This is a genomic window from Simonsiella muelleri ATCC 29453 (genome assembly GCF_002951835.1).
Lineage (GTDB): Bacteria > Pseudomonadota > Gammaproteobacteria > Burkholderiales > Neisseriaceae > Simonsiella > Simonsiella muelleri.
In genome coordinates this window covers 1,769,148-1,794,867 of record NZ_CP019448.1, presented here as the reverse complement: position 1 = coordinate 1,794,867, position 25,720 = coordinate 1,769,148, and the positions used below count along the sequence as shown (strand labels likewise).

Here is a 25,720-nt window from a genome sequence, read left to right as displayed (position 1 = left end):
GTGGTTGCAGTCATGGCGATATATGAATTGATTGGCTGCCTGAAATTAAGCAAATTGTTGCAATTCAGGATTGATTTCGGTTTTGGCTAAATTATTGGTGTAGTTGCATAAAGTTGCCAACGCCACGCCCAATACCACTTCAACCGATTGTTGTTGTGTGTAACCTGCGTCTAAAAATGCTTTCAATTGAGCGTCCGAAACCGCGCCTTTGTTTTCCATCACAGCAATGGTAAAGTTTGCCAACGCGCTTAATTTGGCATCATCAAATTCAGCGGGATTAACGGCACGTGATGCCTTAATAGCTTGTTCTGACAATAATTGTTTCAATGTTGCCAATTTGGTATGACCAGCCACACAAAAACCACATTCGTTGCGGCGAGCAGCAATGATTTGTACCACTTCGCGCTCACCTGCCGTTAAACTGGTTGCGCCATTTAATTTGCCGACTTCTTGGTAAAACGCCAATGCTTCAGGCGAATTGGCCAACACACCAATCAAGTTTGGCAAAAAGCCGTTGGCATCTAAGGCAGCCTGAACGCGTGCTTTAGCGGCTTCTGGGGCGGTTTCTACAGTGTGAATGGGTAAACGAGCCATGATTGATTATTCCTTAAATAAAAATGAATGGGTTCAAAATAGAGAGTGGCGTTATCTTATCAAATGGAGCGATGAATGAAAAAGATTGTCTAATCATGTGGTTTATAAATTTTGCTTCTATGTAAAATCGTCTCATTTTTTTGTGATTTTGTTGCAGAAAAATTTTTAGACTGAAATTTTAGAACCTGTGTTCGTCAGATTGATAACTTGATTTTATTGAAAATTTTTGCAAATAAAAGACGACTTTTTAAACCAACGCAGTAGGCGCATGAAATGGCGATAAAAGCAAGCTATTAAGATGATGAACACAGGTTCTAAAATTAACCATAAAATTTGATGTGCCGCAATAAATGAAAGTTTATTTCAACTTATCCATCATAAATTTCATTATAATGCTGTGATTTGATTTGTCTTAAATTTTTCTTCAACTTTAAAATTCAAAGAGTTGCATTATGTCCGATACTTCAAAACAATCTCAAGGTTTACCCACACTTCCCAATAGCACCATTTGGATGATGAGTTTAGGCTTTTTGGGCGTTCAGACGGCGTTCACGCTGCAAAGTTCGCAAATGAGCCGCATTTTCCAAACGTTGGGCGCAGACCCACACAGTTTGGGTTGGTTTTTCATTTTACCGCCACTCGCAGGCATGGTGGTGCAACCGATTGTCGGTCATTATTCTGACCGTACTTGGTTACCGAAATTAGGCGGTCGCCGTTTGCCATATTTGGTTTACGGGACGATTATCGCGTTGATTGCGATGATTTTGATGCCGAATTCAGGCAGCTTCGGATTTGGTTACGCGTCTATGGCGGCGTTGATGTTTGGTGCGTTGATGATTGCGTTGCTGGACGTGTCGTCTAATATGGCGATGCAACCATTTAAAATGATGGTTGGCGACATGGTCAATGACGACCAAAAAAGCCATGCGTACGGCATTCAAAGTTTTCTGGCGAACACGGGCGGGATTGTTGCATCTATTTTGCCATGGTTGTTTGCGATTATTGGGTTGAGCAACGTAGCGGACAAAGGCGAAGTGCCTGCGACCGTAAAAATTGCGTTTTATGTGGGTGCGGCGTTGCTTGTGTTGACAAGCGCATTAACCATTTTTAAAGTCAAAGAATATGACCCCGAAACTTATGCGCGTTACCACAACATTGACGTAAACGCCAATCACGAAAAAGCCAACTGGATTGATTTGCTGAAAAACGCGCCCAAAGCCTTTTGGACGGTTTCACTGACGCAATTTTTCTGTTGGTTTGCGTTCCAATATTTGTGGACGTATTCGGCTGGTGCGATTGCGGCAAATGTGTGGCAAACCACCGACCCATCTTCTGCCGCTTACCAAGATGCTGGTAACTGGTATGGCGTGTTAGCGGCGGTGCAATCTATCGCGGCGGTGATTTGCTCGTATGTTTTGGCGAAAGTGCCGAACCAATATCATAAACATGGTTACTTCATTTGCTTGGCATTGGGCGTATTGGGTTTAACATCTATTGCGTTTGTGAGTAATCAATATATTTTGATTCTATCGTTTATTTTTATTGGAATTTCGTGGGCTGGGATTTTGACTTATCCTCTGACAATCGTGTCTAACGCCTTATCTGGCAAACACATGGGGACGTATTTGGGCTTGTTTAACGGTTCAATTTGTCTGCCGCAAATTGTGGCTTCGGTGTTGGGTTTTGCGTTGTATCCGATGCTCGGCGGGCAACAAGCGAATATGTTTTTTGTAGCAGGTTTGATGTTGTTATTGGGCGCGTTTTCGGTATTTTTGATTAAAGAAACACACGCAAATCAACAATAATTTTTCAGGCTGCCTGAAAATAAACGGCAAAAATAGGTAGGGCGCGCTCTACCTACGAAAATTATCAAAACAGTAAAGGAAACAAAAAGATGTATTTACGTATTATGGACGTTTTGCCTTGGACAATCCGCTCAAGCAAATTGGAAAAAGAACACAAACGCCTACAAGAGAGCCTGACCAGTATCGGCAACGGTTACATGGGAATGCGTGGCAATTTTGAAGAAACCTATTCAGGCGATAGTCATTTGGGGACGTACATCGCTGGTGTGTGGTTTCCCGATAAAACGCGCGTGGGTTGGTGGAAAAACGGCTATCCCAAATATTTTGGTAAAGCAATTAATGCTTTGAATTTCAGTAAAGTAGCCATTTTTATTGATGATACCGAAGTAGATTTAGCCAAAAATGACGTGAGCGATTTTGCCATTGAATTGGACATGAAAACAGGCGTGTTACGCCGCCAATTCACGGTTTTGGGTGTCAAATTTGCGATTACCAAATTTTTGTCGGTGGCACAAAAAGAATTGGCGTTCATTCGTTGGGAAATGACCGCAACAGATGGCAAAACCCATGCAGTGCGCATTCAATCACTGGTTGATGCGGATGTGAAAAACGAAGATTCCAACTACGAAGAAAAATTTTGGCAAGTGCTGTCGCAAGACGTATCGGCAGAACGTTCAGCAATTGCCACGCAGACCGTTGCCAACCCATTTGGCGTGGAACAATTTATTGTTAACGCGGAACAACGTTTTTCAGGCAGCCTGAAAGCAAGCGCAACCATCAAAACCGATTGGCAAGTGGGTAATGAATTTTCAGGCAGCGTGGATTCAGAAACACAAGTATTTGAAAAACGTGTCATTATTACCACAAGCCGCGATTATGCCGATTTGACCGCCGTGCAACAAGCTGGGCGCGAATTAGCGGACAAAATCGCCGCGCAATCGTTTGAAGATTTGCTTGCTGCGCACGAATCGGGTTGGCAAGAACGCTGGAATATTGCTGATGTCGTGATTGAAGGCAATGACGAAGCACAACAAGGTATCCGATTCAATTTATTCCAATTATTCGCAACTTACTAGGGGCTAATGACATTTTAGCTATAATTTCAACCAAATCAAAGCACAAGCTAATGATACAGTACTTTCATAATTACGTTTTAATTTATCGTACCGTGTTGCCAGCGCACGAAAATGCTTTAATCGTGCAAAAGCGTTTTCTACCAAGTGCCTGATTTTATATAAATACCAATCTGTGCCCACATTAAGATGTTCTCTATTTTTCTTATATGGAATATTGGCTTTACTTTGTTTAGACTGAATTAACCGACGAAAAGTATCACTGTCAAAACCCCTATCAGCACACACGGTTTCATTATCACTTAAATCCAATTGTGCCAATAAATCAGGCGCAACAACAATATCATTTACATTACCAGCTGTTGCAATTCAAACAAAGGCTTTACGCGGCTTTAGCATTAAAATTTGTTCCGCAAATTTTCACAAAGTAACCGTTTTTTTAACAATGAAATCAATTGCTATGATTTTTTTGCGGAACGGATATCAAAAAAATCGTGCTTTGTGGGCAGCGAGTTTTCAGGCTGCCTGAAAAAGAAATAGGCAGAAATAGAAAATTTCTATTTCTGCCTATTTCTTTGATAGATTTCAAATTAAGCTAAATTGGTCTCAACCTTTTTCAACGCGGCAACAGAGATATATGCATTTTTAGCTGCGCTTGCTTTCCATTCATACAATAGAATTTGATTGCGCACCGCACCGTTATGATTTTTTAAACCGATATGTACCCATTGCCCACCATGACGTGGCATTTCACGGATTAACTGGTCTAATTTTGGCAGCTTACCACTTTGAATGAATTCAAAAATATCATAAGCCAACTGTTTAATTGACAAGCCAACTGCTTGAATATCGGCAGCATTGCCAAAACGATGCGCGGAAGTTGGCGCACCGTGAACCGCGCGATTGACTGCTTGAGAGCGGAAGCCTGAAGTAATGCGAATCGGAATAATGCGCCCATATTTTTCAGCCAACAACGCGCGAAGTTTTTCAAGCCATTGTGCCACTGCTTGAATGTTCTGTTTTTCTGATGCTGTGGGTTCATTTTTCAATCCAAGCCGTTCGGCTGTTTGGGAGTGCAAAAATTCACGCCACGTGAAATTTTCGGTAACCCAATCTTCAGGATTTTTTGCTGCAATTGGCGCAGGAATGGACTGAATTTCAGGCGCAATCATTGCTGCTTTCGTTAAATTATCGCAAGCCAATTCATGAGAATCACATTCTTGCAATTCTGTTTTTGTTAATTCAATTTCTTGATTTTCAAGTGTTTCTAAATTTTCCATATACTTAACTTTCTGATTAATCTTTTAAAAACAATTGCATTTCAGCCGCACGTCTGCGTAGCAATCCCTTTAATGGCTTTTTGTTGTCAAAATACCAGCGCGAAAATTCAGCAGCCGCGCCAACATCATCGCCAGCATTCAACTTTTGCAGCAGCGTAGATGATTTCAAATTTCCCACGCCCACATTAAACGCAAATGATACCAGTGCATCAAACTGATTTTGCGACACCGACACTTTCAGGCTACCTGAAACACCGCTTTCAAATTCCACCAAACGATGCGCCAGCAACTCATTAGCGCGTAGCTGATTAATCGGTAAATCCGACAACTGTACCACCGCACCATTTTCATAACGCGTACAGCCATAGCCGATTGTTGGTACGCCCCCTGTATCAAGATACGGTTCAAGGCGATATCCCTCAAATTGCTTGATGATTGCCACCCCTTTATCACTGATTCTCATTATCTTTTTTGCCTTTCCGTTTACTTTTTAACTCTTCGCCTGTCATCATTTTAGACGCACGATTAAACAAATTACTCAAAAACTCGGGCGCGATTTTGCGCCACAAATCCAACGCGATACCCGTAGCTGACCCGATAAATACGCAAACACCAGCGCAAGACAAAAAATTGTTCACTGGCAAATAGGTTTCCACAACCGCGCCCGAAAAAATAACCGCAATCACTATCTCCGCTAGCATACGCGCCCACTGATTTAACATTTCGCTACGCTGATACGTTACCAACACGCCCAACACACCGCCCAAAAATCCACCATAAAACCCAAATGGCAGGGGGGCGATTACAAAATCTAACACCATTCATTCACGCCCCTTTCTTTCACGCATACATTGCAATAAATTTTCACATCGTTCAGCGCGATAAGCACATTTTGCCTGTGCCACACCCGACAAAAACGCAAACATCGTCAAAATAGGGGGCAATACCATTGCTGTGTGGAATGGCGGATATGTTCCGCCAAAGCTTGCGCTGATAATCGCCCACGCCAGCCCTGAAATCAACCGCGCAAACGCAACCAAAAAATCATTCTTGCTTAAAAAACAAGCAGCCTGAAAACACGCCACAGACCACAAGGACAACGCGATTTTCAGGCTGTCAATCGTAGCAATTTTCTGATACAGGTGTTCATTAATCAGCGCGTCCCCATCAATCAGAAACACCGCGCCAAAGCCCAAAAGCCCGAGCATCATGATTAAATCCAGTACCACCGCGCTACGTCCGCACAGCACACTGTGCAGCCTAAAGCCAAGTTTTTTAAATAAAATCACACTTAACCTCCTAAACTCCAATATCCTGTACCGCCAAATCAGGCGCAACACTTAAAATTGCGCCACCGCCTACATCATAATAGACGGTCTGACCTGCGCTGTAGCCATTGCCATACAACAAAACTTCATTGCCAGCCTGTGTAGTACGCGCCAAATAACTGCCATTGCCATTTTTAGCAATGATTTGGGCGACTGCACGGTTGGGTTGATTAAATAATTGATTAAATTGCTGATAAATATTCATTTTTTCCCTTTCAGGCTGCCTGAATTAATCAAATATCCATGTATCTGTCCACGCCCAACGTTTGATAAATCACAGGCACCTCGCCATTCATTGCCACGCTGATTTGCACCGATTTGACCACACCTCGCCACGATTCAGCAGGTTCATTGAATTGCCAAATTTCGCCCAATTCGGCACGGTTTAAACCGTATTTGGGAATCCATGGCAGCTTGACGGTTTCACTTTTATGTATGCCTGTGTTGCTTAATGTTGCCACGCCAGCCGCTTCGCAAACGTTGTAATCCGTGTAAAGCGTGTGGCTCAAATCGGTGGCACGTGGTGTGTTGCCATGTTCGCGGCGGTAAACGTTGGCGGCTTTACCTTGATTGTGGTTGGCTGCTACGCCGACTGCATGGCAACGCAAATTCTGTTGCAGGCTGCCTGAAATGCTGACAATCGCACTGTTTGGCACTTGCACATCGGGTGCAGCGTCTGCCAACGCCCACGCTGCCACGCGCCATGTTGGGCGAATATCCAGTTGTGGCAAATAGGGGTGGCTTGCCACGAATCCGCCAGCTGTTTGCGCGATGTCTTGCAGCACCGCAATAGGCGTTTTGTCGGTTAAACTATAGACATTTGCAGGGACAAGCCAATCCACAATCTGCCAATTTTCAATTTTAAAATTTAAAAATTTCAATTGTGAATCAGCGATTTGTCTGGCGTATGATTCTGAATTGACCAAACCAGCAGACGAATGGGCAAAATCCGCGCCCAATAAAGCCGTTTGGCTACGCCCTGTGATGGTGTAGCTTTTTTTACCAAATGCGCGGTTATCGCTAAACTCTTCTGCCATAAAATCAAAACGTTCTGAATTAATTAATACCGTAATCACGTCTTTTTCAGGCTGCCTGAATTTCACTTTAACGAATGATTCGGGCGACACGGTTAAATCGGCTTGCCAACAGTAACCAGCCGTGTCGGCTTTGATATTCAGCGACAGCAATTCCAATGATGTACCGTCCGCTAATTGTGCTTTAATTTCATTATAAATCATATAATTATCCAAATTTGGAATAATAACTTTCGGCTTACCACACGCGAACGAAATCGGGACTTGTGCCGCGTCGGGTTTAGCGGCTTGGGTGCTGAAATCCAGAGGTAAAGCATCGGGTGGAGGCGGTTTGCCACACGCGCAATCACAATCATCACGGTTAGGCGTGTTGTCAATGGGAATTGGATACCATTCACACGGTGGTTGAACGCTGCGACTCACGGCGGTTTTCAGGCAGCCTGAAAGATGATAACCGCTTGATTGCGCGATAAATCCATTGACAAAATATTGTGTGAATGCGGTTGGCGTGGCGGTGCAATTTGTGAGATGGGGGGCGTTGGCTTGGCGCGTGGTGGTGTGATTGGCGTAGAACTGGTTGGCAGCGATACGCGTTTTCAGGCAGCCTGAAAGTTTAGGCGCGAACGCCACATGATTTTGCCAACACGAATGCAGGCGCGCGGTGCTGCCCGACACGCCCACAAACATCAACCACAACCATGCCAACGTCCCGATTTCCACGTTCAGGCAGCCTGAAACAGGCGCAACCGCCACAAATTGCGCCCAATAATTTTGCGCCAACGCTTGATTTTGTCCCGAAACCGCCAAACACGCGCCTTGAGTGCTTTGAGCTGACCATGCACTTGTCCAATTTGCGCCAATGGTCGGTTTGATGGGGGCGACTGGTTTGGTGGGTTTTGGGGGCGCGACGTTGTCATTCAATGTGAATTTGAATGGCAACGTGTCGGGCTGCTGTTCAACGCGCCGCCCCAATTCAAAAGGCAATTGTGCGCTATTCATTAATTAATTCACTTTAGGTTTCATGCCAGCCCAGCCATCAATTTTGTTGTATTGCCGTAGGTTGTCGTAGCCCATCAGAATGTAAGTGCGTGTTTCATCAAGATTATCCACACGATAAGTGCCATCTTCATGTGAATACACATCGCGCACACACATCATGGTTTGTTCGTCAAATACAAAAATTCGGCGGCGAGCAGGCGTACCAGCAACGGTAACAATACCGCTTCCTTCGCCAGAAAAATAGCCACGTCCTGTGTAACGGCTTTGGCGATGGCGAATATTTAATTTAATTTTCATTTAGTTGTACTCAAAATAACTCAAATTTAACAAGTGATTATTTCCGCCACCGTCCGAAATATCCAACAGCAAATAATCCGCGTCATCGCCATCTAATTTTAATATTGACCATGTCGGCATAGCAGTACGTAAGTTATTCATAGATGACAACAAATTAGGTAAAACAGCACGATAAGTTTGCTTTTCCATGACAAAAACTTCATGGGCAATGAATCCACCATGAATCGGGTCGGGGTAAGGTGCTAGGTTGCTATTGCTATAATAATTGCCACCTAAGTCAGCCATTAATGCGCCACTACCTTGCCACGCTTGTGCCAACATGGGGTTTTTCAAGCTGCCTGTATCCCAATTCGTTGCTCTGCTGTAGTTGCTATGAACAAACACGCAAGCCGTGTTATCGGCAGGAGCAAGCGGTCGCGCATCACCAAAAAACAAAACCAAACTGGTGCTGTTTGTATCCAAAATAGCCAACCAAAATGCACGCTCGCACGCCACCAACAGCCATTTTCCTGTACTACCACCACTACCCGTACCAGCGTAAGCAAAATGGTTTTGCCCAATATCGGTGTAGCCAAAATAGCTCGTACCAGTATTCAAATTACTCATGCGCTGATACGCGCCCAGTACGGCATAATTGTCATTTTCATTATTGATTTGTAAACAAAATTTCGTGGATTCAGGCGATTGACTACGAAAGACAGCACTCACATCATTCTCAAACGGCATCGCCCAACCAGCAGGCTCTTTGCGGCTATCGTCTGCGCCATAACCTGTTACCAAACAAGCTTTTAACAAGGTTTTCAGGCTGCCTGCAACCGCATCTAATTTCGGCGCGTCCTTATCCGTGCTGCGATAGACTTTGGCAGGAATTTTGGTTGTTTGACTAAACATAACTTTTCCTTTTTATTCAATAATATTCGTGTTTCCGCGTAAGCAAGCGGTGAATTTATCCGCGTGGCTGGTTTTGTCGGCACTCGGCTGAACCGCCCGAATAAACCAAATTCCCATAGACGTGGTGGACGTGTTAAAGCGCACGCAATTTCTCGTTTCCCAACCGCCTCCAAACGCCAAATGTGGCAGCGTAAAAAATGGCTTATTCGTGGCAGGATTCAAAGGCGAAAGGTCGCTTAATGTGTCGCTGGCGGCAATTAAGCCTAAGCGTTCTTCGTATAATTTGAATTGCGTCGGCGACACAAATTCAATCAACCAACGCCCATTAATCGCGCCGTCCGATGTTAATTTAATTGGATAATCTTTGACGTTTAATTTGGCTAAAATCTCATCGCCGATGCGCGTGTTTTGCCACACTTTTGTCCACGCTTGCTGACTGAATGGCTCGGTCGCGCGGACAAGTAAATCGCCTTTTTCGCCGCCAATAATCGCGCTGGAAAGATACGTTTTTTCAATAGGATAATTACGTTTTAAACCGTATTGCAGTTTCAGGCTGCCTGAAATATTCACGCCCATCAAACGGTTTTCTTCTTCATAAATCAAACACGCCGACAACGGCATCGCGTAACCCGACAAATCCAACGGCATCGCCCACACAAGGCTACCTGAAACAATATCGTATTGCGTGGCGAGAACGTGTTTGCTATTGGCATCCACCACACACACGCGGTCAGCATCGCTGCGATTAAGCGGAATGGTCGCGCCTGCGGTGTGTGCGCTGCCCAAGTCTTGCAGCATTTTATTTGTCAAGACAACCACATCGCCCACACGAAAAATAGGAACACGTCCATCTTGTGGCAACCGAACTGCGTTGATGCCAATGTCCGTGTCAATCGGGATAGATGTCAGCGAAACGGCGTTGTAGCGCAATGATTCGGGCGGTACGATGGCATTAGCCGATACATTGAATAAACCTGTGTCATAATCAATGCTGCCTGAAAGTGTGCCTGTGATGCTGCCATCTGCTTGCGAATCGCCGCGCAATGTGGTTTCGCCAGTTTCTGCGTAAGCAATGAAACTTTCAGGGTTTACAGGAGCGATGGCGGTGCGTCCGTGAATTTGTTGAACACCATATTCGCCTTGATGGTAAACACCTGATAATACTTTGATATTCGGGCTGGCATTAGGCGCAAGATTATTAATGTTGACAATGCCAGTCGCGGCATTCAAGCTGCCTACGACTGTCCCAGTGCCTTGATTGTAGTTCCAGTTTTGATACAACACGCCGTCGCGTTCTATTGTGAATTTGCCTTGAATTTCAAACGTCCACGAATTAAGCAAGGCAATGCGTGGAATCGCAACACCTTGTAATACATCAAAAGTTTGACTTGCGCTGCGAACGGTGTCGCCAACCGTGCGCGTTTCTTCGCTGCTGACAAATTCCACCATCGCGTGTTTGGGCGCGACCACAACCGTTCGCTGAATCGTGGTGCTGCCTGCAACCGCCACATATCGGGGCGATGTGTCGGTTAGCGAAAATTCGCTGTAAGTTGCTGTGTGAATTGGTTGTTTGAATGGTTCGGTTGGAATCACAATATCGCCTGTAACATAATCAATGCTTGCGCCGTTAATGAGTCGTCCGTTCGTCATCAAACCGCCGTTGCCATTGTCGTAAATTTCGGCATGATTGCTGCTAAAATTTTCCATGTATTTATCCTGTTAACTCAAATAGTTGATGCGGTAAATGCGTAAAATTTTTTTCTTGGTGCAGACGGCGTAGTTGAAACCGTGGCAACCGATGATGAAACCCCCGAACTGATTGATTCACTTAATTTTTCTACTTCTTCCACGCGAATGCCAATCGGTAAACTGATTTTCAGGCTGCCTTTAGCGACCTTTGCGCCTGCGCTCAATGTCATGCGCGTACCATTGGCTTTGACCTCAACGGATTTGCGTTCACTTTGGGCAATGTATTGTTCAGCCGTCCAATCTAATACAGCTGCATTCAAATTAGTCGGATAAAATCGCCCCTCGCCATAATGCACATAACCACCACATGCGCCTGTGATGCTGCCGTTGCTGTCTTGTGCGGTGCGCGGCGTTCCGTCATGCCACGACAAGCGCAACGTGGACGGCTTCAAACGTGGCACTGGAATTTCAGGCAACCGAACCGCCGATGACATCGGTTGTGGCGCAATCACAGAACCTGCCATTTTGTCGCCCAGCGTCTTGTAAAAACCATCAGGCGACCACGACACCAACAAACCACTTCCCACATCAGGCAACACAGGCAAACTGATTTTCAGGCTGCCTGAAGTCGTGATTTCGCCACGTACTTCGCCTGTTTCATCGTGTAAGCTGTTGTCCGAATAGCCTGTTAATTCGTACCACTGACCGCCAGCGCGATACGACACCCCCACGCTGCCACGTGCAGGCATTGGGCGCAACAGCAACGCAAATTCCGTGCTTTGATTGGTTTCTTTGATGGGCGAAGTGGCGGAATAGGCATAATTTTGATATTTCACGGCTGGCGTGGCGTAAATTCGCCCAATTTGTTGATTTTTAACGCCATAAATCACACCTTTGGCGTAATCAATCTGTAAAATTTCGCCATTTGAATTTTTCAGGCTGCCTGAACCATCATCTACCCAACCTGTCAATTCTACTGATGTCGGTAATACGCCAGTATCAAAATACACATTACCATCAGACACATAAGCTGAACCAGCGTACACCACACGGCGTGGCGCGGTGGGAATCCACAACGGTTTGCCACTAGCCCAATCGTCCGCCAACGCAGTGCTAACCGTGGACGTGGGAATTAATTTTTCAAAAATCGTGTCTACATTGATTTCTACCGCGCCTTGTTTCAATTCTTTTTTGATGGGACGAACGCCATAATATTTACCGCTATCAGATACTTGCGTTTTCAAGACTTCCACAGCTGGGGAGATTTGGGTGCGTGATGGCGATTTCACGCCTTGCAAATCCAAACTCAAGGCATTTTGCGTTTCCATTTCAATTACGCGAACTTGGAATGTGCCTTTGTCGTCTTCAAATGTTTGAATACTATGGGTTAATTTGTCAATACGAAAATATTCAAATTGCTGTTGTTTGTTAGCATCTACATAACCCAGCGCGTAGCGTTCGCCTACCAAAGGCAAGGGCGCATCTAAAGATTGATAGGTTTGTACTAAACGGCTGTTCCGTCTTTGTGTCCCCAGTAAAGTCATTCGGCTGGCGATGGTTGGATTAGAATACGCTTCAATGCGCGGCATGATTTCGGCGCGTGTTTGCGCGTAGTAATCAGCAGGACACGCCAAAATAGAGACGGCTGGGTCTTCGGGCGGTTCGCTGATAATCACGTTTGCGCCCAACAAAGCCGCCGCATCAGCACGGCTAACGGCTGCGTAAGCCAAACGCACATTGACGCGTCCACGCGTTTTGTCCAAATCTGATACCGCGTTGAAAAGTTCGTTCGTTGTGCCATTTAATTGAACGCCTGTCATTGCGCCGCCGCCGTCATCGGTATCGGTTAGGCGTTGGCTGGCGTAAAATTTTAAATCTTGTTGTGTGATTTCGGTTTTGCGTTGCATTTGGTTTCCTATTTTTTCAGGCAGCCTGAAAAGAAAAAACGAACCTTTTAAGAGGTTCGTTTGTTATCTTTTTGAATTTGTTTAATGAGTTCTTGGGCGATTTGTGGCATTAACTCTTTAATTAAATTTGGGATTTGCTGTTTAATTTGGTTATCACGCGCTGCCAGTGCTTCGGTTACACCACTAAAATCAAATTGCATACCACGCCAATCCATGTCGCTTAAATCCACCTTGTTTTCAGGCAGCCTGAACCGCATTTGTTCGGCTTCGCGCTGCAAACGTTCGCGTTCTTGCTGTTGGCGTTGCTGTTCGGCTTCACGTTGTTGCTGCAAACGCTGTTGTTCGGCTTCGCGCTGTTGTTGTTGGCGTTCACGTTCTTGTTCGGCTTCACGCTCGGCTTGGGCTTGGTAAGCGGCTTGTTGGGCAGCAATGGCAGCCGCGTAATCGTCTTGCGCTTGGCGGTTGCCTGTTTTTTGCGCTTGGGCTTGTTTTCGCTTGAGCGCATTTAGTTTCTCTTGTTGCTCTAATTTTTGCACATCGCCATCACGACCTTGTGCGCGGAGCAATTCTTTCTCGGCTTCTCTGCGTGCGTTGGCGGCTTCGTCTGCCAGTTGTTGCATTTTTTGACGCGCTTTATCAATCGCTTGGTGTAAATTATTCAACGTGGTTTTGTCTAATTTTCTAGCGTTATTGGCTGCCATGAGTTCGGCGCGTGCCAAATGTTCGGCGATGTTGCCGCCGTTTTCGGTTTCTTCGTTCAAACGTTGGACGGTTTGATTGATGTTGATGTACATATCCTGTACGCTACGCAGCGTGTTAGCCCATGAAGCCGTGCCAAACGTGGCATACGCGCCCATTTTCTTAAGCGTTTCATGGACTTTTGAGCCTAAATCCGACATTTTATGCTGGCTGAATTCGGCTGCCTTGCCCACGTTTTCCACATTTTCCACAACTGCTTTGGCGGCTTGGCTTTGCGCTTGTGCGGATTCGGTCGCCGCTTGGGTAACTTGTTGATGTGCTTGAATTTGCGTATCGGCTGCTTGTTGGGTTTGCGCGGCTGCCTGAAGACTGGCTTTGCCTGTCGCATCAACCGTTACCGCATAGTTGTAGGCGGCGGCTTGTGATTGAACCCATGCTTGTTGTTGGGCATCGCCACTTGCCAGCATGGATTGCGCGGTTTTGGCAAAGGCAGCCTGAATATCCGCCGCCGTAGCCTGACCGCTGTTTTTGACCAATTCAAATGCTTGGCGGCTCTCTTCGCCAGCCAAGCGCAAACTTTCACGCGTTTGAATACCCAATGATTCAAAAGCTTGTGCGGTGGGGTCGGTATTTTGTTTCAATTGATTCAATTTTTGGTCGGCTGCCAAAATAGCGCGTTCCACGTCTTGCATGGACAGTTTGCCTGTCTCACCCAATTGATTGATTTTAAATTTCAACGCGTCAATATCGCCTTCAGACTGCGCGGTATCGGTTAGTTTGCTCAAACTTTCGCGTAACACCATGCCTGTGTTGATACCGTTTTGTTTCAAGCCGTCCAGTTGCGCGGTTAGTTTGTCAAAATGACCCAGTGCAGTGGTCATTGCGCCTGTTGTGCCTAACAACAAGGCATTCTCTAAACTCACACCCAGCGCGGTGGCGGCGGCTTCGGCATCGCCCAACGGTTTGCTGATTTGCGCCAAACCCAGTCCCACTTGTGGCGCAAGGGCAGCGATTTGATTAATCTCATCAGCGGTTAAACCTGCTTTTGCGCCTGCTTCGGACAGGCTATTTTTGAGCGCGAACAAGGCTTCGGGCGAGTCCATTTTTTCTACGGCTGCCTGAAACACGGTTGCCATTTGCTCGGCATGATTGCCAATACTGGCAGCTGCGGTGGCAAAATCAGCAATACTTGCGCTGGCTGCTTTGGATAGATTGCCTGAAAGCTGCTCCGCTGTTACGCCTAGATTGTTTAAAGCTGCTTGAGTTTGTGCGGTGTTGGCGGTGTTGTTGTCGCTGAAGTCTTTAAGTGCCAGTTGGCTTTGCATCAATTTGCCAGCCAGCAAGGCTTGTTCGGCAGATAGGTCGCGATAGGCTTGGGTATTGGCTTTGCCATCATCTACCATTTTTTTCAGGTTGCCTGAAACTTCATCGTATTTTTGCTGAATTTTGCTGTATTCTGCGCGTAATTCGGCTAATTTGGCTTTTTGTGCTTCAGCCGCTTGGGCTTCAGTGGCTTTGCGTTTTTCAGCTGCTTGGGCGGCGGCTTTTTGATTTTTTTCTAATTCACGTGCTAATTCGTTGGTGGTGCGAAATTCACGGTTCACATCTTCAAACGTACGGTCGGTTACCATCGCGTCCATATACGCAATGACTTTTGCCATGTTGTCGCCTAAATTTTGCGCAAACCCAACATTTTCATACAACCAAGTCCCCATGCCATGCCCAACTTCAAACGCTGCAAAGGCTTCAGCAGCAATGGCTGCCATTTCTTTGAGGCTGCCTGAAAGTTTTTTGATGGCGTTGTTATTATTGGACATATCGTCTAAATTGCCTTTGACTGCGTTTTTAATGTCGCGTCCGACTTCTTTAGCGGCTTGTGCTGCGTCTTTCAACTCTTTTTTGAGTTCGGATAATGATTTTTTGGTGTTGCCAAAACTGGTCTCACTGTCCACGCCCAACAGTTTCAAGGACGCACTCAAGCCCTCACTCGCCATTTTCGCGCCCAAAAACAACACCGCCATTTGACTCAAAACGGGATATTGCTCTGATACTGACGTAACCGCTTTGGCGACATCGCCTATGACATTCGCAGTCAATTGAATAATCGGCAGCAAGGTATTACCCAACTCAATGGCGGCACTGGCAATTTCGGCTTTGGCTTGATTCATTTTGCCTTCGGTGGTGTTGAGTGCAGCGTCGGCTTCTCGTTGCATTGCGCCAAAATTTTTGGTGTGGTCGGTGGCAGTGGCGACCGCTTCGGTATAGGTTTTCAGGCTGCCTGTGAGCAACGCCAAATCATCAGAATATTCCGCACCAAACATCTGCCCTAAAATCTCACTACGCGCTTGTTTGTCTAATTTATCAAGACGTTGCAAAAAATCATCTAGGGCGCGTTGTGGGTTGGTGGCGATGTTGGCAGCCATTTCTTCAGCCGATAAACCCAACGCGTTCAAACCGTCTTTGAAGTCATTCGTGCCGATTTTGGCGTTCTGCAATTTAGACAATAACGCATTAATTGCCGTGCCAGCCTCTTCGGGCGATTTGCCTAAGCTGACAAAAGTCGCCGCCAACGCCGCCGCTTCTTCTTTGAGCAAGCCAAATTGCTTGGCATTACCGCCCATTCGCATCAACACTTCGCCAATTTCTTTTTCTTTGGCGGCAGTGGTGTTGCCCAGTGCATTGATGGCATCGCCCAACTCTGCCATTTCGTTGATTTGCAAGCCGTATACATTGCTGATTTTAGCGGACATTTCGCCAGCCGCGTCCGCGCTGATGCCAAAGGCATTTGCCATTTGCGCGGTCATTTGGGTAAACTGCGGCAGCTTGTCAAACGCCAAACCCATTTGCCCACCAGCCGCCGCGATTTGCGCCAATTCATCGGGCATCATGCCCAATTGTCCTGCCATTTCTTTGAGGCTGCCTGAAAGCGCGTTAATTTGCTCGGGCGTGGCATCGGTTACTTTTTTGACTTGCGCCATTGCGCTTTCAAATTTAATCGCTTCGTTGGTTACATACGCCAAACCACCGCCAGCCCCCACCAAACCTTGAATGCCATTGGTCATATCAGCTAATGATGGCTTGGTTCTTTTCAAACTTTGCTCTAATTCGCCCACTTTTTGCGCGTGCAATTGAGCAGCACGCGCCAATTCGGCTTGCGATAAGCCACCGCTGCGCTTCAAATCATCAAATGCTTTGTCTAATTTTTGAATTTCTGCGCGTGCATGGTCGTCCACGTCCAAGCCCAGTGTGGTTTTGGCTGCGGCGATGCGCTGCATTTCTTGTACTTGTTCGCTGGCATCATCAACCGCTTGACTCAAATTGTTGATTTCTTGAATACCGTCCACGTTCGCGGTAATCTGAATACCTGCTGTGATATTGGATTGCGACATGATTTTTCTCTGAAAATAATTTTGCGGCAGTTATTTAAGGCAGCCTGAAACCCAGTTACCCAGTTTTCAGGCTGCCTGAAACGCCTATTTAAGCGTTAAACTCTTGATAAGAATATGGTACTTTGTTGCCATCTACGAGTACCGCCGTTCCTGTGAATTCGGCTTTGGCGAAATCATCGCTTAACCAGTCAATTTCACTGTTTGGCGCAACCACCATGCTGGGAATGTGTAAAATGAAGTTTTTTTGACTGGCGGCGTTGTAGCCGTCTAACCAAAATTCAAAGTCATAATCCGTTTCGGTGCTGGCTTCAATCTGAATCCCACCGCCTGCACGGGTTTTGTACGACACTTTAATCTCTTCGCCCACATTAATTGAATCGGCTTCAGGCGACACTTTAATCCAACCCAAATTATCTTTTAATTCAATGTATTCAGATTTAACGGCTTGTCCTGCTGCGTTTTTGACTTTCACGCTGTCGCGGTCAATATTCTGTTTTGCCAAATCCAGCCATGCGTCCTTAGCGGTTACGCGCACCACTTCATCGGCTACGTTGGCGGCTGCCGTGTCCAATTCAATGGATTTACCCGACAAAGCCATCCCCAAAGTCAATTTGTTGAACGTGTCCGAACCGAACGCAATTTCGGTTGCATCTTTGATGGTTACGCTGTCCAATGCGTTGCCTGCGCTTTCTTTCATGCGCGATTTGCGGACTTTGGTTTCAGCTTTACTGGTTAATTTCAATGAAATCAAGTTGCCAATTTGCTCTTTCATGCTGCCCAAAATGCGGCGGTTACGAACATAGCCCGTCCCGACCAGCAGCAAACCATTATCATTGTCTTGTTTTGTCATGTGTTAATCCTTTGAATAATTAATTAAAATTTCTGTCTCAAAACGCAACGGATACAACGCAAAATTGTCATAATACAGCGGCTCAACCGCCTGAACTTCATCAAACGGCGTAATCGTCATGGGGCGTTGGTCGGCGGTTTCAGGCTGCCAACCTTGCAAACTCGCGCAAATTCGGTGCAACATCTCGCCTGTGGCGATGTCCTCATGCGGCACGTCAACCGCACCATAAAATTGTTTAGCTAAAATCACACTAAAACTTAAGCGTTTCTTTTTCATGCGTTTGTTGCCAGCCGTTTGGTTAATCGGCGCGTAGCCGTCCAAACCCACGTATAACGCGTTGTCTATTGGCTGAATGTCGCGTTGCTCCAACAATTGCGCCAATTCTTGAATGGATTGAACCGTGTGAACATCAGGCAAATCCGCCAGCCGCGCCTTGAGTAATGGCAAAACAGCAAATAAATTCATCAACTTTGCTCCCATTGTTCGCGTACAAAATCGTGCAATAAATCCACAATATCCGCGCTATCTTGCGCCGACAGCCCAAACATCGGACGCGCCACCATGCGTTTTGTGCCAAATTGATGATGCGGCGCGTACACCACATTTGTCCCCACTTGCGCCAAATTGGCTGTGGCATGGCGCGTCAAACTACGCAACAAACGCGATGAATCACGCATTAACCGTTCTTTAGAACGCGGTTTGAGTGCCGCAACATAGCGTTTTTTGTTGCGTTGGCGGTAAATCGGTTTGGCGTAAGCGCGTTGGGTACTGGGTGTCCAGTTTGCCCAACGTGAGCCATCGGGCGCGGTTTTGGTTTCAAAGCGTTTACGCGTAGAGTTTTCCAGTAGCGTGGCAATACCGCGCATCAACGGACGCGTGTTTTTCAGGCTGCCTGAAAGCTGGCGCAACGCTTGTCCGACGTTCCCTAAATCGTCAGAAGTGATTGTTAACATCTTTCCAGTCCTTTAATTCATTCGGGATAACAGCCATGCCACCACTTGCCTTGACTTCTTCCACGCCGTCTGCATCAAAACCCAAAATAGACGGATTTTTTATCAGCAACTTAAACCACGCTATCGCGTTGTCATAACGCTTTTGCACCACATCAGGAATGCCGTTTTCATACAAATACCAACGACATACATCGCACGTTTTAACCACCAACGCGTAAGGAACTGGCGCAAAAGGCTGCCTGAAACCTGCTGCTCGCAAATAGCCGTTGACTTCCGCTTCAGCATCGTTGAGGGCTTTTTGCAGCACGTCAGGTACGATTTCGCGCTTGGCGGTGCGGTCGGTTAAATTAACCAGCTCACGCTCGCCAAAGCGTTGGACTAAATCGGCTTGAGTAATCAGGCTGCCTGAAACCGCATTCATCATCACACCGTCAAAATACGAATCAAATCAGGACGCAACGCAATCGGCAACGGATTAGACTGGCTACGCAAACTCACACCTAAATCATGGTTACCGCCCAATTTGTCCATCGTTGAGTAATAAGGCAAAGCTTTAGTATTGACAGCCGCCGCCATGTCCGCAGGCGCGAAATATTCCAGATACAATTTTTTGCCCACAGGAATCAAAATCGCCTGATTGGTGGCAATTTTCGCGCCTTTGCTACCAAAATTCCCTGTGTATTCAATGAATTTAACGCCATTGTGTTCAAATTCAATCGGATTAATGCCGTTGCTCTCGCGATACACCGCACCATCACGAAAGCGCGTGTACAACGGTTCAATGCTTTTGTGATACTTGAGTTCAGTTAAAAATTTTGAACCACACAAAGCCACAAACCCCGTAACCGCCGCTCCTTTGAATCCTTGACGCAATTCCGATAGCATGGTGTCCATTTTTAAGCCCACTTTCGTGTCATCTTTGCTCAAGTCAAAAGAGATTTCAGCAGGACGCTTCAAGCCAAATTTGTCATATAAATCATGAATAACCGTGCCATCTTTGTCTAAAATTTTGCCTTGCAACGCGCCCAGCATTAAATGCTCACGTGTCATTTCTAATTTCAATTTGGCATTGTTTTGGTATTCGGTGATGACGTTTTTAAAATTGGTTAATTCGTTGCCGCCAAACTCGCGAACATCTTGATAATCTTCTGCTAAGATGTTGTCCGTTACCGTCAAATGCGTGGCTTCAAAATATTCGGCTTTTCGTTGAGACGCGTCGGTTGCCTCGCCGCCCAATTTGCCACGTGCCGAATTTTTAACAATAGACAAACCGCTTTCTTTGTATTCAATCATCGCCACTTTTTTCGTGCCGTAGTACGGCTCAAAAATCCCCAATTCGCGAATTTGCGTAGGAGTCGGCTCAATTTGATTGATGGCTGCGGTTAAATTTTGGGTGCTAAATGCACTGTTATGGGTTACACTCATTGTATTGATTTCCTTTGAAATTAAGAACCTGTATTCATAGCCAACGTGAAATGGATTTTTGTTCCAGTTGGTACGACTGTCAGGCGAATTTCATGCTAATAGCGTTCCTATTAGCGTGAAATTCAACGCAACAGGCGTGCTAAATGGCGCAAAAAGACATCGCGCTTGGCTGTGAATGCAGGTTCTAAGGTCTTGGCGTGCCACGATACATCACGCCGTAGTTATCGCCAGCTTTTTGCAAAGCCTCAAGCGCATCGTGATTGCCAACAGACATCACATTGCCCTCTACGTCAGAGTGCGCCTCAACAGCAAAGGCTGCCTGAATCTCACTCATCGGCGTATATGCCAAATTGATGATGCAATTGTGCGGTTGAATTTGTACCGTGCCATTACGCTCATCAGTCAGCGCAACCAATTTTTGACCACGCAACGGATAATCCACCAGTTGACCAGCTTTTAAACCTGTTGTGGCTGGTACTTCAATTCGCGTGATAGATGAGACTTCCGCAATCAAAATATCACTGACTTTCAAACCTAAAACTTCCATGTTTAAACCCTTTTTAAATTCACATTAAAAATCAAACCATCGGATAACCGCCCAAAGCTGTGGGTTTGGTTTCGGCGGATAACTTCAGGCTGCCTGAAGAGTCGGGTTGATGCTTGTCTGCGGTCAAAGATTCGGGCAATGACGGCTTAGTGGACGGTGCAGTCAATTTCAAATCGCCCACCAACGCATCCAGTGCTGCATCATCATTCAACGACAACAACACGTTGTACGTCTGCTTGGTAATGCCAGCAAAACCATGCTCGGCTGCCTGAAAACCAGCCGCTGATAATTTTTTATCGACTTGGTTTTTCTTGAGAACTTTGGCTAATTCGGCTTTGGTTTCCGCCAATTCTTTTTTCAAATCATCAAATTGTTTTTGTTCTTCGGGAGTCATGTTGGGTGCATCCTTTGTTTGAGTAGGAGGATTTTTGGAATCAGATAAATGCAAATTAGGCGAAAATTCCGTGCCGTCCGACAACATCAAGGCAGACGTATAGGCATCTGCACCCACCGCCACAAACGACACTTCACGCACCATGCAATCACGCAACACCACAATTGGCGTGGCAAGAGTTTGTCCGTTGACGACAATTTCGCCTGACGTGATTTTTTCTTGTCGGGCGGATTGGATTCGGGCGGACATTTCCCATGGATAGCCTTCGCTGGCGGTTTGTGCGACATGGTTGCCATGTTCGGTTGACAATAGCGTCCCTGTGATGTGCAAGCCCGATGTCCCTAAATTAAGGCTTGCCACACCTGTTTTGCGGTCGGAGTCGTGTTCCAATAGGACACCGATTGGGTTACGGTATTGGATATTGGACAAGTCCACCACATAACGCTCGCCATATTTGCTAAAAGGCTGTCCTGAATGCGCTACGCCTGTGAATTGGCGTGGCTTTTCGGTTGATGACGGCTCCGCGAATGTGGCGGATTCGGGTACGGATAATTGCAGTTGGACAATTGCCATAAAATGACTTTCTGATTGAAATGAAATAGTTGAAGTCATCATTTAATGACAGCCAAGTCAAATAGTTTTCTTGATTGATTTCAAACAGGCAGCCTGAAAACAAATAGACACAAAAAAACCGCCCAAAATCGCATTTTTGACACGATGGGCGGTGTGAGGATTTGTCAAACATCAGAGCACCCCTGTTTAAAACCCGTTTAAAATCGCTTCAGATTTTGACGAATGGGGTAAGTGGTTGTTTGGTTGTTTTAAATTTCAATCGCGCTAAATTGCGCTAAAAACGCGATAAGTGATTTGGGTAGGTTTTGGATATGGAAAAGTTTTTAGATGCGCTCAAACGCTTTAAAAAGTGCTTTAACAGCGATTTTTGAAATAGACAAACAAAATCCCACTTGAATTTCATGTTTCAAGTGGGAGTTTTGGGGTTCAGGCTGCCTGAAAACGTTGGTCAGCTTTAAATAATGGTTCAATCACAAATATGCTCATCATCAACATCATCAGATATGGTTTGATTTCGCAACACGTCTGGCACATCAAAGCCAAAGTTCTGTAATACCGTTACCAATTCAGGCAAATAAGTTAGTGGGTCGCTAATCATGGTTGGTCTAGGGGAGTGCGTGAGCATTTTTTCTTGAATGGCGATTTTTATTGCATTAGATAGCACAGAAACCGCTTGTTCCGCACCTGTAATGCGCCCACTTTTCTCAACCCAAAATAAGCCTTTTTTCTCACGCTGCCAATTGATTTGACCGAAGTTTTGACCTGATTTAGATAAATCAAAAGAGATGTTTTCTATTGTCATTTGTGCCACCTAACTAAAATTGCTAGACCAAAATAAAGCAATTCCCGTCTTGTATCCAGTTCTTGATAACGCCAAGACTCACCACCCAATAGAGACTCAAAAATCATTGTCATCAATTCAAGTGGTTCATCAAGCCCTCCGCGCTTATACAATTTACCATAATATACATTTGGGAAATGATTGCGTTTGCCTTTTTCTTTATTATCATATATACGCCCATTTTCAGGTAGCATATCGTTTAATTTCTGTATTGTATCGTTTTTTGTGCGTTCATTAAATAACCGTGTAAACAAATCTTGTAAATCAGGCATGATACTTTGTAAACGGTGAGCAAATTCATGAATATAAATTGCCATACGAGCCTGTTTTGTGCGCTCCAAATTACTTAATATCAAACTATCCCCATGTTTACAAAGATTTTTATTAATATGCTCTTTAAAAGGCAAATAGCGTGGTTTAATACCATGTGTAAAATCACGAATCAACGTATCCGTTACAAAGGAATGGAATGCTCGGTTAGCTTGTCCCTCAACGCGAATTTTGCCTATCTGATTAGATAATTTAAGCCAATTAGTTGGATACACTTGTAAGGCTTCCACCATTTCTTGCATGAGTTCACTTTGCGAACTTGCCACTTTCAGACTAGGTAAGCCCAATTCCACACCTTCACGTTTCATTATTTCTATGATAGCTAAATGTGGTTGTTGAATTGAATTTGCCTTTTTAATTAAATCAATGTATTTCAAATACAGGCGTTTCCCTTCACGCATGATTGCCATACTGCTTTCATGCCACTTAGGGTTGGGTATATCATTGGCGTGAGCAATAATCAATTCATCTATATTACCATTACCGCCACGTTTCTCAATATATTGTCTTAATGTATCCCAAATACCCTCTTGAATATCTAAACCATGCTTATCACGCAATAAATTTTGTAAATCTTCTAATCTGTTATTGTGATTGTGTGCAAAAGTCGGCGTAACATCAAACGGAATTTTGACGGTTTGACCTGTGCGCGGATTGGTAAAATCCACCCACTGAATATCGTCCGTGCCATCATCAAGCACACCGTTTTGGGCATTGATTTTTTGCTGTTCGGTAAAACGTTCAGGCTGCCTGTTGATGTCTTCATTGCGTTCGCGTAGGGCTTGCTTTTTGGTTAATTGGCGCACCGTGCATTGACAACCGTAGCCATTGGGCGGAAAAATGCTCTGCCAAATCGGGTCGTCTGCTGCCCAAATTTTGCCGTAGTAAGTCATGTGGGACTGGCGTTTATGCTCGGCGGTGCTGGCAATGTATTTTAGGTATGGGAACATCTGTTTGTCTTCCTGAATCCGCGCCCATTGCCCTGCTGCGTAAGCCGTTGCTAAATTGGTCTGAAAAATCACGCGCAAACGCCGCGTACTGCCCAGCTGCACCGTTTTGGCGACACCGTCCACAGGGTCAAGCATCACTTGCTCGCCCCACCAGCCTTTTGCCATCAAATACGGCTTCAAACGGTTTTTGAAATCTCTAAAATCCGTGCCGTTTTCCAATGCCGATACCACTGCTGACTTGGTTTCTGCCAACAAATCCATGTCCATCATCTTGGCAACCGTAAAACCCACCGAATGCTCATACAACCACACATCGTAGTGGCTGAAACTGGGCAACAACGTTTTGTTTTGCAGATGTTCAAATGCCGCACGGTCTAGCAAACTACTAAAGTGAATCAATGGTTTAGTCATTGCGAACCTTTCAGGCTGCCTGCGCCGTCCAACCATGCTTGTGAATTTTGCCAAACCAATTTGTCAATCAAGATTTGGTCGCCTACCGACAAATCCAAATTATTTAATTTCTCATTGAATTCATTGAAATTTTCTGAACTGGCAAGCGCGGATAAAATCGCGTGGATTTTCGGTTGCATAATTTGTTGGTCGGCGGATAATTGGCTTTCAGGCTGCTTGAAATCATTTTGATTACCCGACAAATTCAACGATAAAGTTGTATCAGCTTTTACACTATCTTGATTTTGCTTGATTTTAAAATGCTCGGGTTCAAAGCCTAAAATATCCGTGTAATACTGCTCGGTCAATTCCAAATTGCCACTTTCCAAGTATTTTTTATCACGCTCGGCGCGGTTGGTGTCGGGTTTGATTTCGGTTTCGTATTCAAACCACAATGCGCCTTTCACTTTAATCGGTTGATGATAAACGGCATTCAAATCCATCAACGCATCAACAACCTTTTGTACAGCGTCCGCCAACAACAGCAAATACGCACCAATGCGATTTTTCTCACTTTCGCTTTCCACCTGTTGCGCGGAGCGACTGCCTGTTTGCAGCTCGCTGGTTTTGACGCGTCCCAAAATGGATTTCTGAATCCGCGCATTTGCCATTTGTTCCAGCTGCCTGAAAAACGCGCCGTCCGCCGTGTTTTGCAGCAACTTCATCTCTTCTTCAATGCCAATGGCTGCTGCACCACCATTTTTGACGGTGTGGGTTTTACGCGCGGCTTCGTTTTTGTCGCCATCGGTTTTGGTGATGAGCATGGGCTGGGCGTAGCGTTGTGCAAATTGGTAAGCGTAACGCCAGCCTTCTTTGCGTAACATCACGGCTGGGTAAATCCGCACCATAGCCATTTCGCCAGCTGGATTTTTGGACGTGGCTTTATTGTTTAAAAACAAATGAGTATAAGTAGTTTCGGTTTCTTCTTCGCCGTTTTGACCGTTGTAGATGAGTTTGCCGAATTTGGGTGTGTATTTGTCCAATTCATCATGACGGCTAATCACTTGTTTTAATGAGACAAAACCGTCCTCATCTTGCGCATAAACCAAACGCGCCACCGCATAACCGCACAATTTCGCCACCACCACCTGCTCGGCAATGCTAGGCAAATTGCGCCGCACGCACTGATAAAGTTTGTCCATTTGTGTGTCATCGGTTTCTGCACCAAACAAACGCCAGTTGCTTGAAAGCAAAGCAGAAACAATGTCTTCACGACACGAATCCACTTCATCGTCCGACATCACAGCTGAATAAACCTGTTGGCGCGACAAACCCAATAAATTCAATAACTCATCTGTACCACTGCTTGAAAAGGCATTGAGCGCGTAAGCGGTGTCTTGAACAAGCTGCTCCATCTGAATCGCTTGAATGGGCTGTTTGTGTTTTTTGTCTTTTTTAGCCATTTTAAACTCGTTTTAAATG

At 45.5% G+C, this 25,720-nt stretch carries 23 protein-coding genes and 2 pseudogenes; 2 read left to right on the top strand and 23 right to left on the bottom strand.

The annotated features are described in order from the left end of the window. Positions 1–45 precede the first annotated feature (45 nt). Positions 46–594, bottom strand: a complete 549-nt coding sequence (locus BWP33_RS08940; protein WP_002641645.1) for a carboxymuconolactone decarboxylase family protein — start codon at positions 592–594, stop codon at positions 46–48. A gap of 452 nt (positions 595–1,046) precedes the next feature. On the opposite strand from BWP33_RS08940, the gene BWP33_RS08935 reads away from it, so the two are divergent. Further along, positions 1,047–2,399 carry an SLC45 family MFS transporter gene (locus BWP33_RS08935; protein ID WP_002641646.1) on the top strand — a complete coding sequence of 451 codons (1,353 nt, stop codon included), beginning with the start codon at positions 1,047–1,049 and terminating at the stop codon, positions 2,397–2,399. An 89-nt stretch (positions 2,400–2,488) separates the two neighbouring features. Continuing rightward, positions 2,489–3,472 (top strand): annotated as a pseudogene (locus tag BWP33_RS08930) (glycoside hydrolase family 65 protein); the annotation flags it as partial. A gap of 21 nt (positions 3,473–3,493) precedes the next feature. On the opposite strand, the pseudogene BWP33_RS08925 reads toward BWP33_RS08930, so the two are convergent. The 22 genes and pseudogenes from BWP33_RS08925 to BWP33_RS08820 all read right to left on the bottom strand — a co-directional run. Continuing rightward, a pseudogene (locus BWP33_RS08925) lies at positions 3,494–3,841 on the bottom strand (transposase); the annotation flags it as partial. 221 nt (positions 3,842–4,062) lie between these two features. Further along, entirely contained in the window at positions 4,063–4,752 is a 690-nt protein-coding gene (locus BWP33_RS08920) for a D-Ala-D-Ala carboxypeptidase family metallohydrolase (RefSeq protein WP_104930378.1), read from the bottom strand. A 16-nt stretch (positions 4,753–4,768) separates the two neighbouring features. Further along, a complete protein-coding gene (locus tag BWP33_RS08915) occupies positions 4,769–5,215 on the bottom strand; it encodes a lysozyme (RefSeq protein WP_002641649.1) in 447 nt (148 codons plus the stop codon). Beyond that, positions 5,202–5,573: a hypothetical protein gene (locus BWP33_RS08910; RefSeq protein WP_002641650.1), complete on the bottom strand. Its 372-nt coding sequence runs from the start codon at positions 5,571–5,573 to the stop codon at positions 5,202–5,204. The genes BWP33_RS08915 and BWP33_RS08910 overlap by 14 nt, the downstream gene beginning before the upstream one ends. Continuing rightward, positions 5,574–6,041, bottom strand: coding sequence for a hypothetical protein (locus BWP33_RS08905; RefSeq protein WP_002641651.1), 468 nt, complete (start codon positions 6,039–6,041; stop codon positions 5,574–5,576). Positions 6,042–6,051: 10 nt separating this feature from the next. Beyond that, on the bottom strand, positions 6,052–6,285 hold the full coding sequence (locus BWP33_RS08900) for a hypothetical protein (RefSeq protein ID WP_002641652.1): 234 nt from the start codon (positions 6,283–6,285) through the stop codon (positions 6,052–6,054). Positions 6,286–6,313: 28 nt separating this feature from the next. Continuing rightward, the gene (locus tag BWP33_RS08895; protein WP_104930377.1) at positions 6,314–8,113 is read right to left on the bottom strand and encodes a hypothetical protein; all 1,800 of its coding nucleotides are present in this window, start codon (positions 8,111–8,113) and stop codon (positions 6,314–6,316) included. Between the two features lie 3 nt (positions 8,114–8,116). Next, the gene (locus BWP33_RS08890; protein ID WP_002641654.1) at positions 8,117–8,410 is read right to left on the bottom strand and encodes a hypothetical protein; all 294 of its coding nucleotides are present in this window, start codon (positions 8,408–8,410) and stop codon (positions 8,117–8,119) included. Then, on the bottom strand, positions 8,411–9,301 hold the full coding sequence (locus tag BWP33_RS08885; RefSeq protein ID WP_002641655.1) for a hypothetical protein: 891 nt from the start codon (positions 9,299–9,301) through the stop codon (positions 8,411–8,413). Positions 9,302–9,313: 12 nt separating this feature from the next. Further along, complete coding sequence (locus BWP33_RS08880; protein WP_002641656.1) at positions 9,314–11,008, bottom strand: hypothetical protein; 1,695 nt, start codon at positions 11,006–11,008, stop codon at positions 9,314–9,316. A gap of 17 nt (positions 11,009–11,025) precedes the next feature. Then, positions 11,026–12,897, bottom strand: coding sequence for a hypothetical protein (locus BWP33_RS08875; protein ID WP_104930294.1), 1,872 nt, complete (start codon positions 12,895–12,897; stop codon positions 11,026–11,028). Positions 12,898–12,944: 47 nt separating this feature from the next. Next, on the bottom strand, positions 12,945–16,985 hold the full coding sequence (locus BWP33_RS08870; RefSeq protein ID WP_104930295.1) for a phage tail tape measure protein: 4,041 nt from the start codon (positions 16,983–16,985) through the stop codon (positions 12,945–12,947). 88 nt (positions 16,986–17,073) lie between these two features. Continuing rightward, positions 17,074–17,835 carry a phage tail tube protein gene (locus BWP33_RS08865; protein WP_002642874.1) on the bottom strand — a complete coding sequence of 254 codons (762 nt, stop codon included), beginning with the start codon at positions 17,833–17,835 and terminating at the stop codon, positions 17,074–17,076. A 3-nt stretch (positions 17,836–17,838) separates the two neighbouring features. Beyond that, complete coding sequence (locus BWP33_RS08860; RefSeq protein ID WP_002642875.1) at positions 17,839–18,300, bottom strand: phage tail terminator protein; 462 nt, start codon at positions 18,298–18,300, stop codon at positions 17,839–17,841. Beyond that, complete coding sequence (locus tag BWP33_RS08855; protein WP_002642876.1) at positions 18,300–18,788, bottom strand: phage virion morphogenesis protein; 489 nt, start codon at positions 18,786–18,788, stop codon at positions 18,300–18,302. Before BWP33_RS08855 ends, BWP33_RS08860 begins: the two co-directional genes overlap by 1 nt. Further along, positions 18,769–19,212, bottom strand: coding sequence for a gp436 family protein (locus BWP33_RS08850; RefSeq protein ID WP_002642877.1), 444 nt, complete (start codon positions 19,210–19,212; stop codon positions 18,769–18,771). The genes BWP33_RS08855 and BWP33_RS08850 overlap by 20 nt, the downstream gene beginning before the upstream one ends. Beyond that, positions 19,212–20,213: a major capsid protein gene (locus tag BWP33_RS08845; RefSeq protein ID WP_002642878.1), complete on the bottom strand. Its 1,002-nt coding sequence runs from the start codon at positions 20,211–20,213 to the stop codon at positions 19,212–19,214. The genes BWP33_RS08850 and BWP33_RS08845 overlap by 1 nt, the downstream gene beginning before the upstream one ends. 184 nt (positions 20,214–20,397) lie before the next feature. Continuing rightward, positions 20,398–20,760, bottom strand: coding sequence for a hypothetical protein (locus BWP33_RS08840; RefSeq protein ID WP_002642879.1), 363 nt, complete (start codon positions 20,758–20,760; stop codon positions 20,398–20,400). A 31-nt stretch (positions 20,761–20,791) separates the two neighbouring features. Then, entirely contained in the window at positions 20,792–21,769 is a 978-nt protein-coding gene (locus BWP33_RS08835; RefSeq protein ID WP_002642880.1) for a hypothetical protein, read from the bottom strand. A 424-nt stretch (positions 21,770–22,193) separates the two neighbouring features. Then, positions 22,194–22,529, bottom strand: a complete 336-nt coding sequence (locus tag BWP33_RS08830) for a hypothetical protein (protein WP_002642881.1) — start codon at positions 22,527–22,529, stop codon at positions 22,194–22,196. After that, a complete protein-coding gene (locus BWP33_RS08825) occupies positions 22,526–24,313 on the bottom strand; it encodes a phage head morphogenesis protein (RefSeq protein WP_244903117.1) in 1,788 nt (595 codons plus the stop codon). Before BWP33_RS08825 ends, BWP33_RS08830 begins: the two co-directional genes overlap by 4 nt. Next, the gene (locus BWP33_RS08820) at positions 24,256–25,701 is read right to left on the bottom strand and encodes a phage portal protein family protein (RefSeq protein WP_002643111.1); all 1,446 of its coding nucleotides are present in this window, start codon (positions 25,699–25,701) and stop codon (positions 24,256–24,258) included. The genes BWP33_RS08825 and BWP33_RS08820 overlap by 58 nt, the downstream gene beginning before the upstream one ends. Positions 25,702–25,720 lie beyond the last annotated feature (19 nt).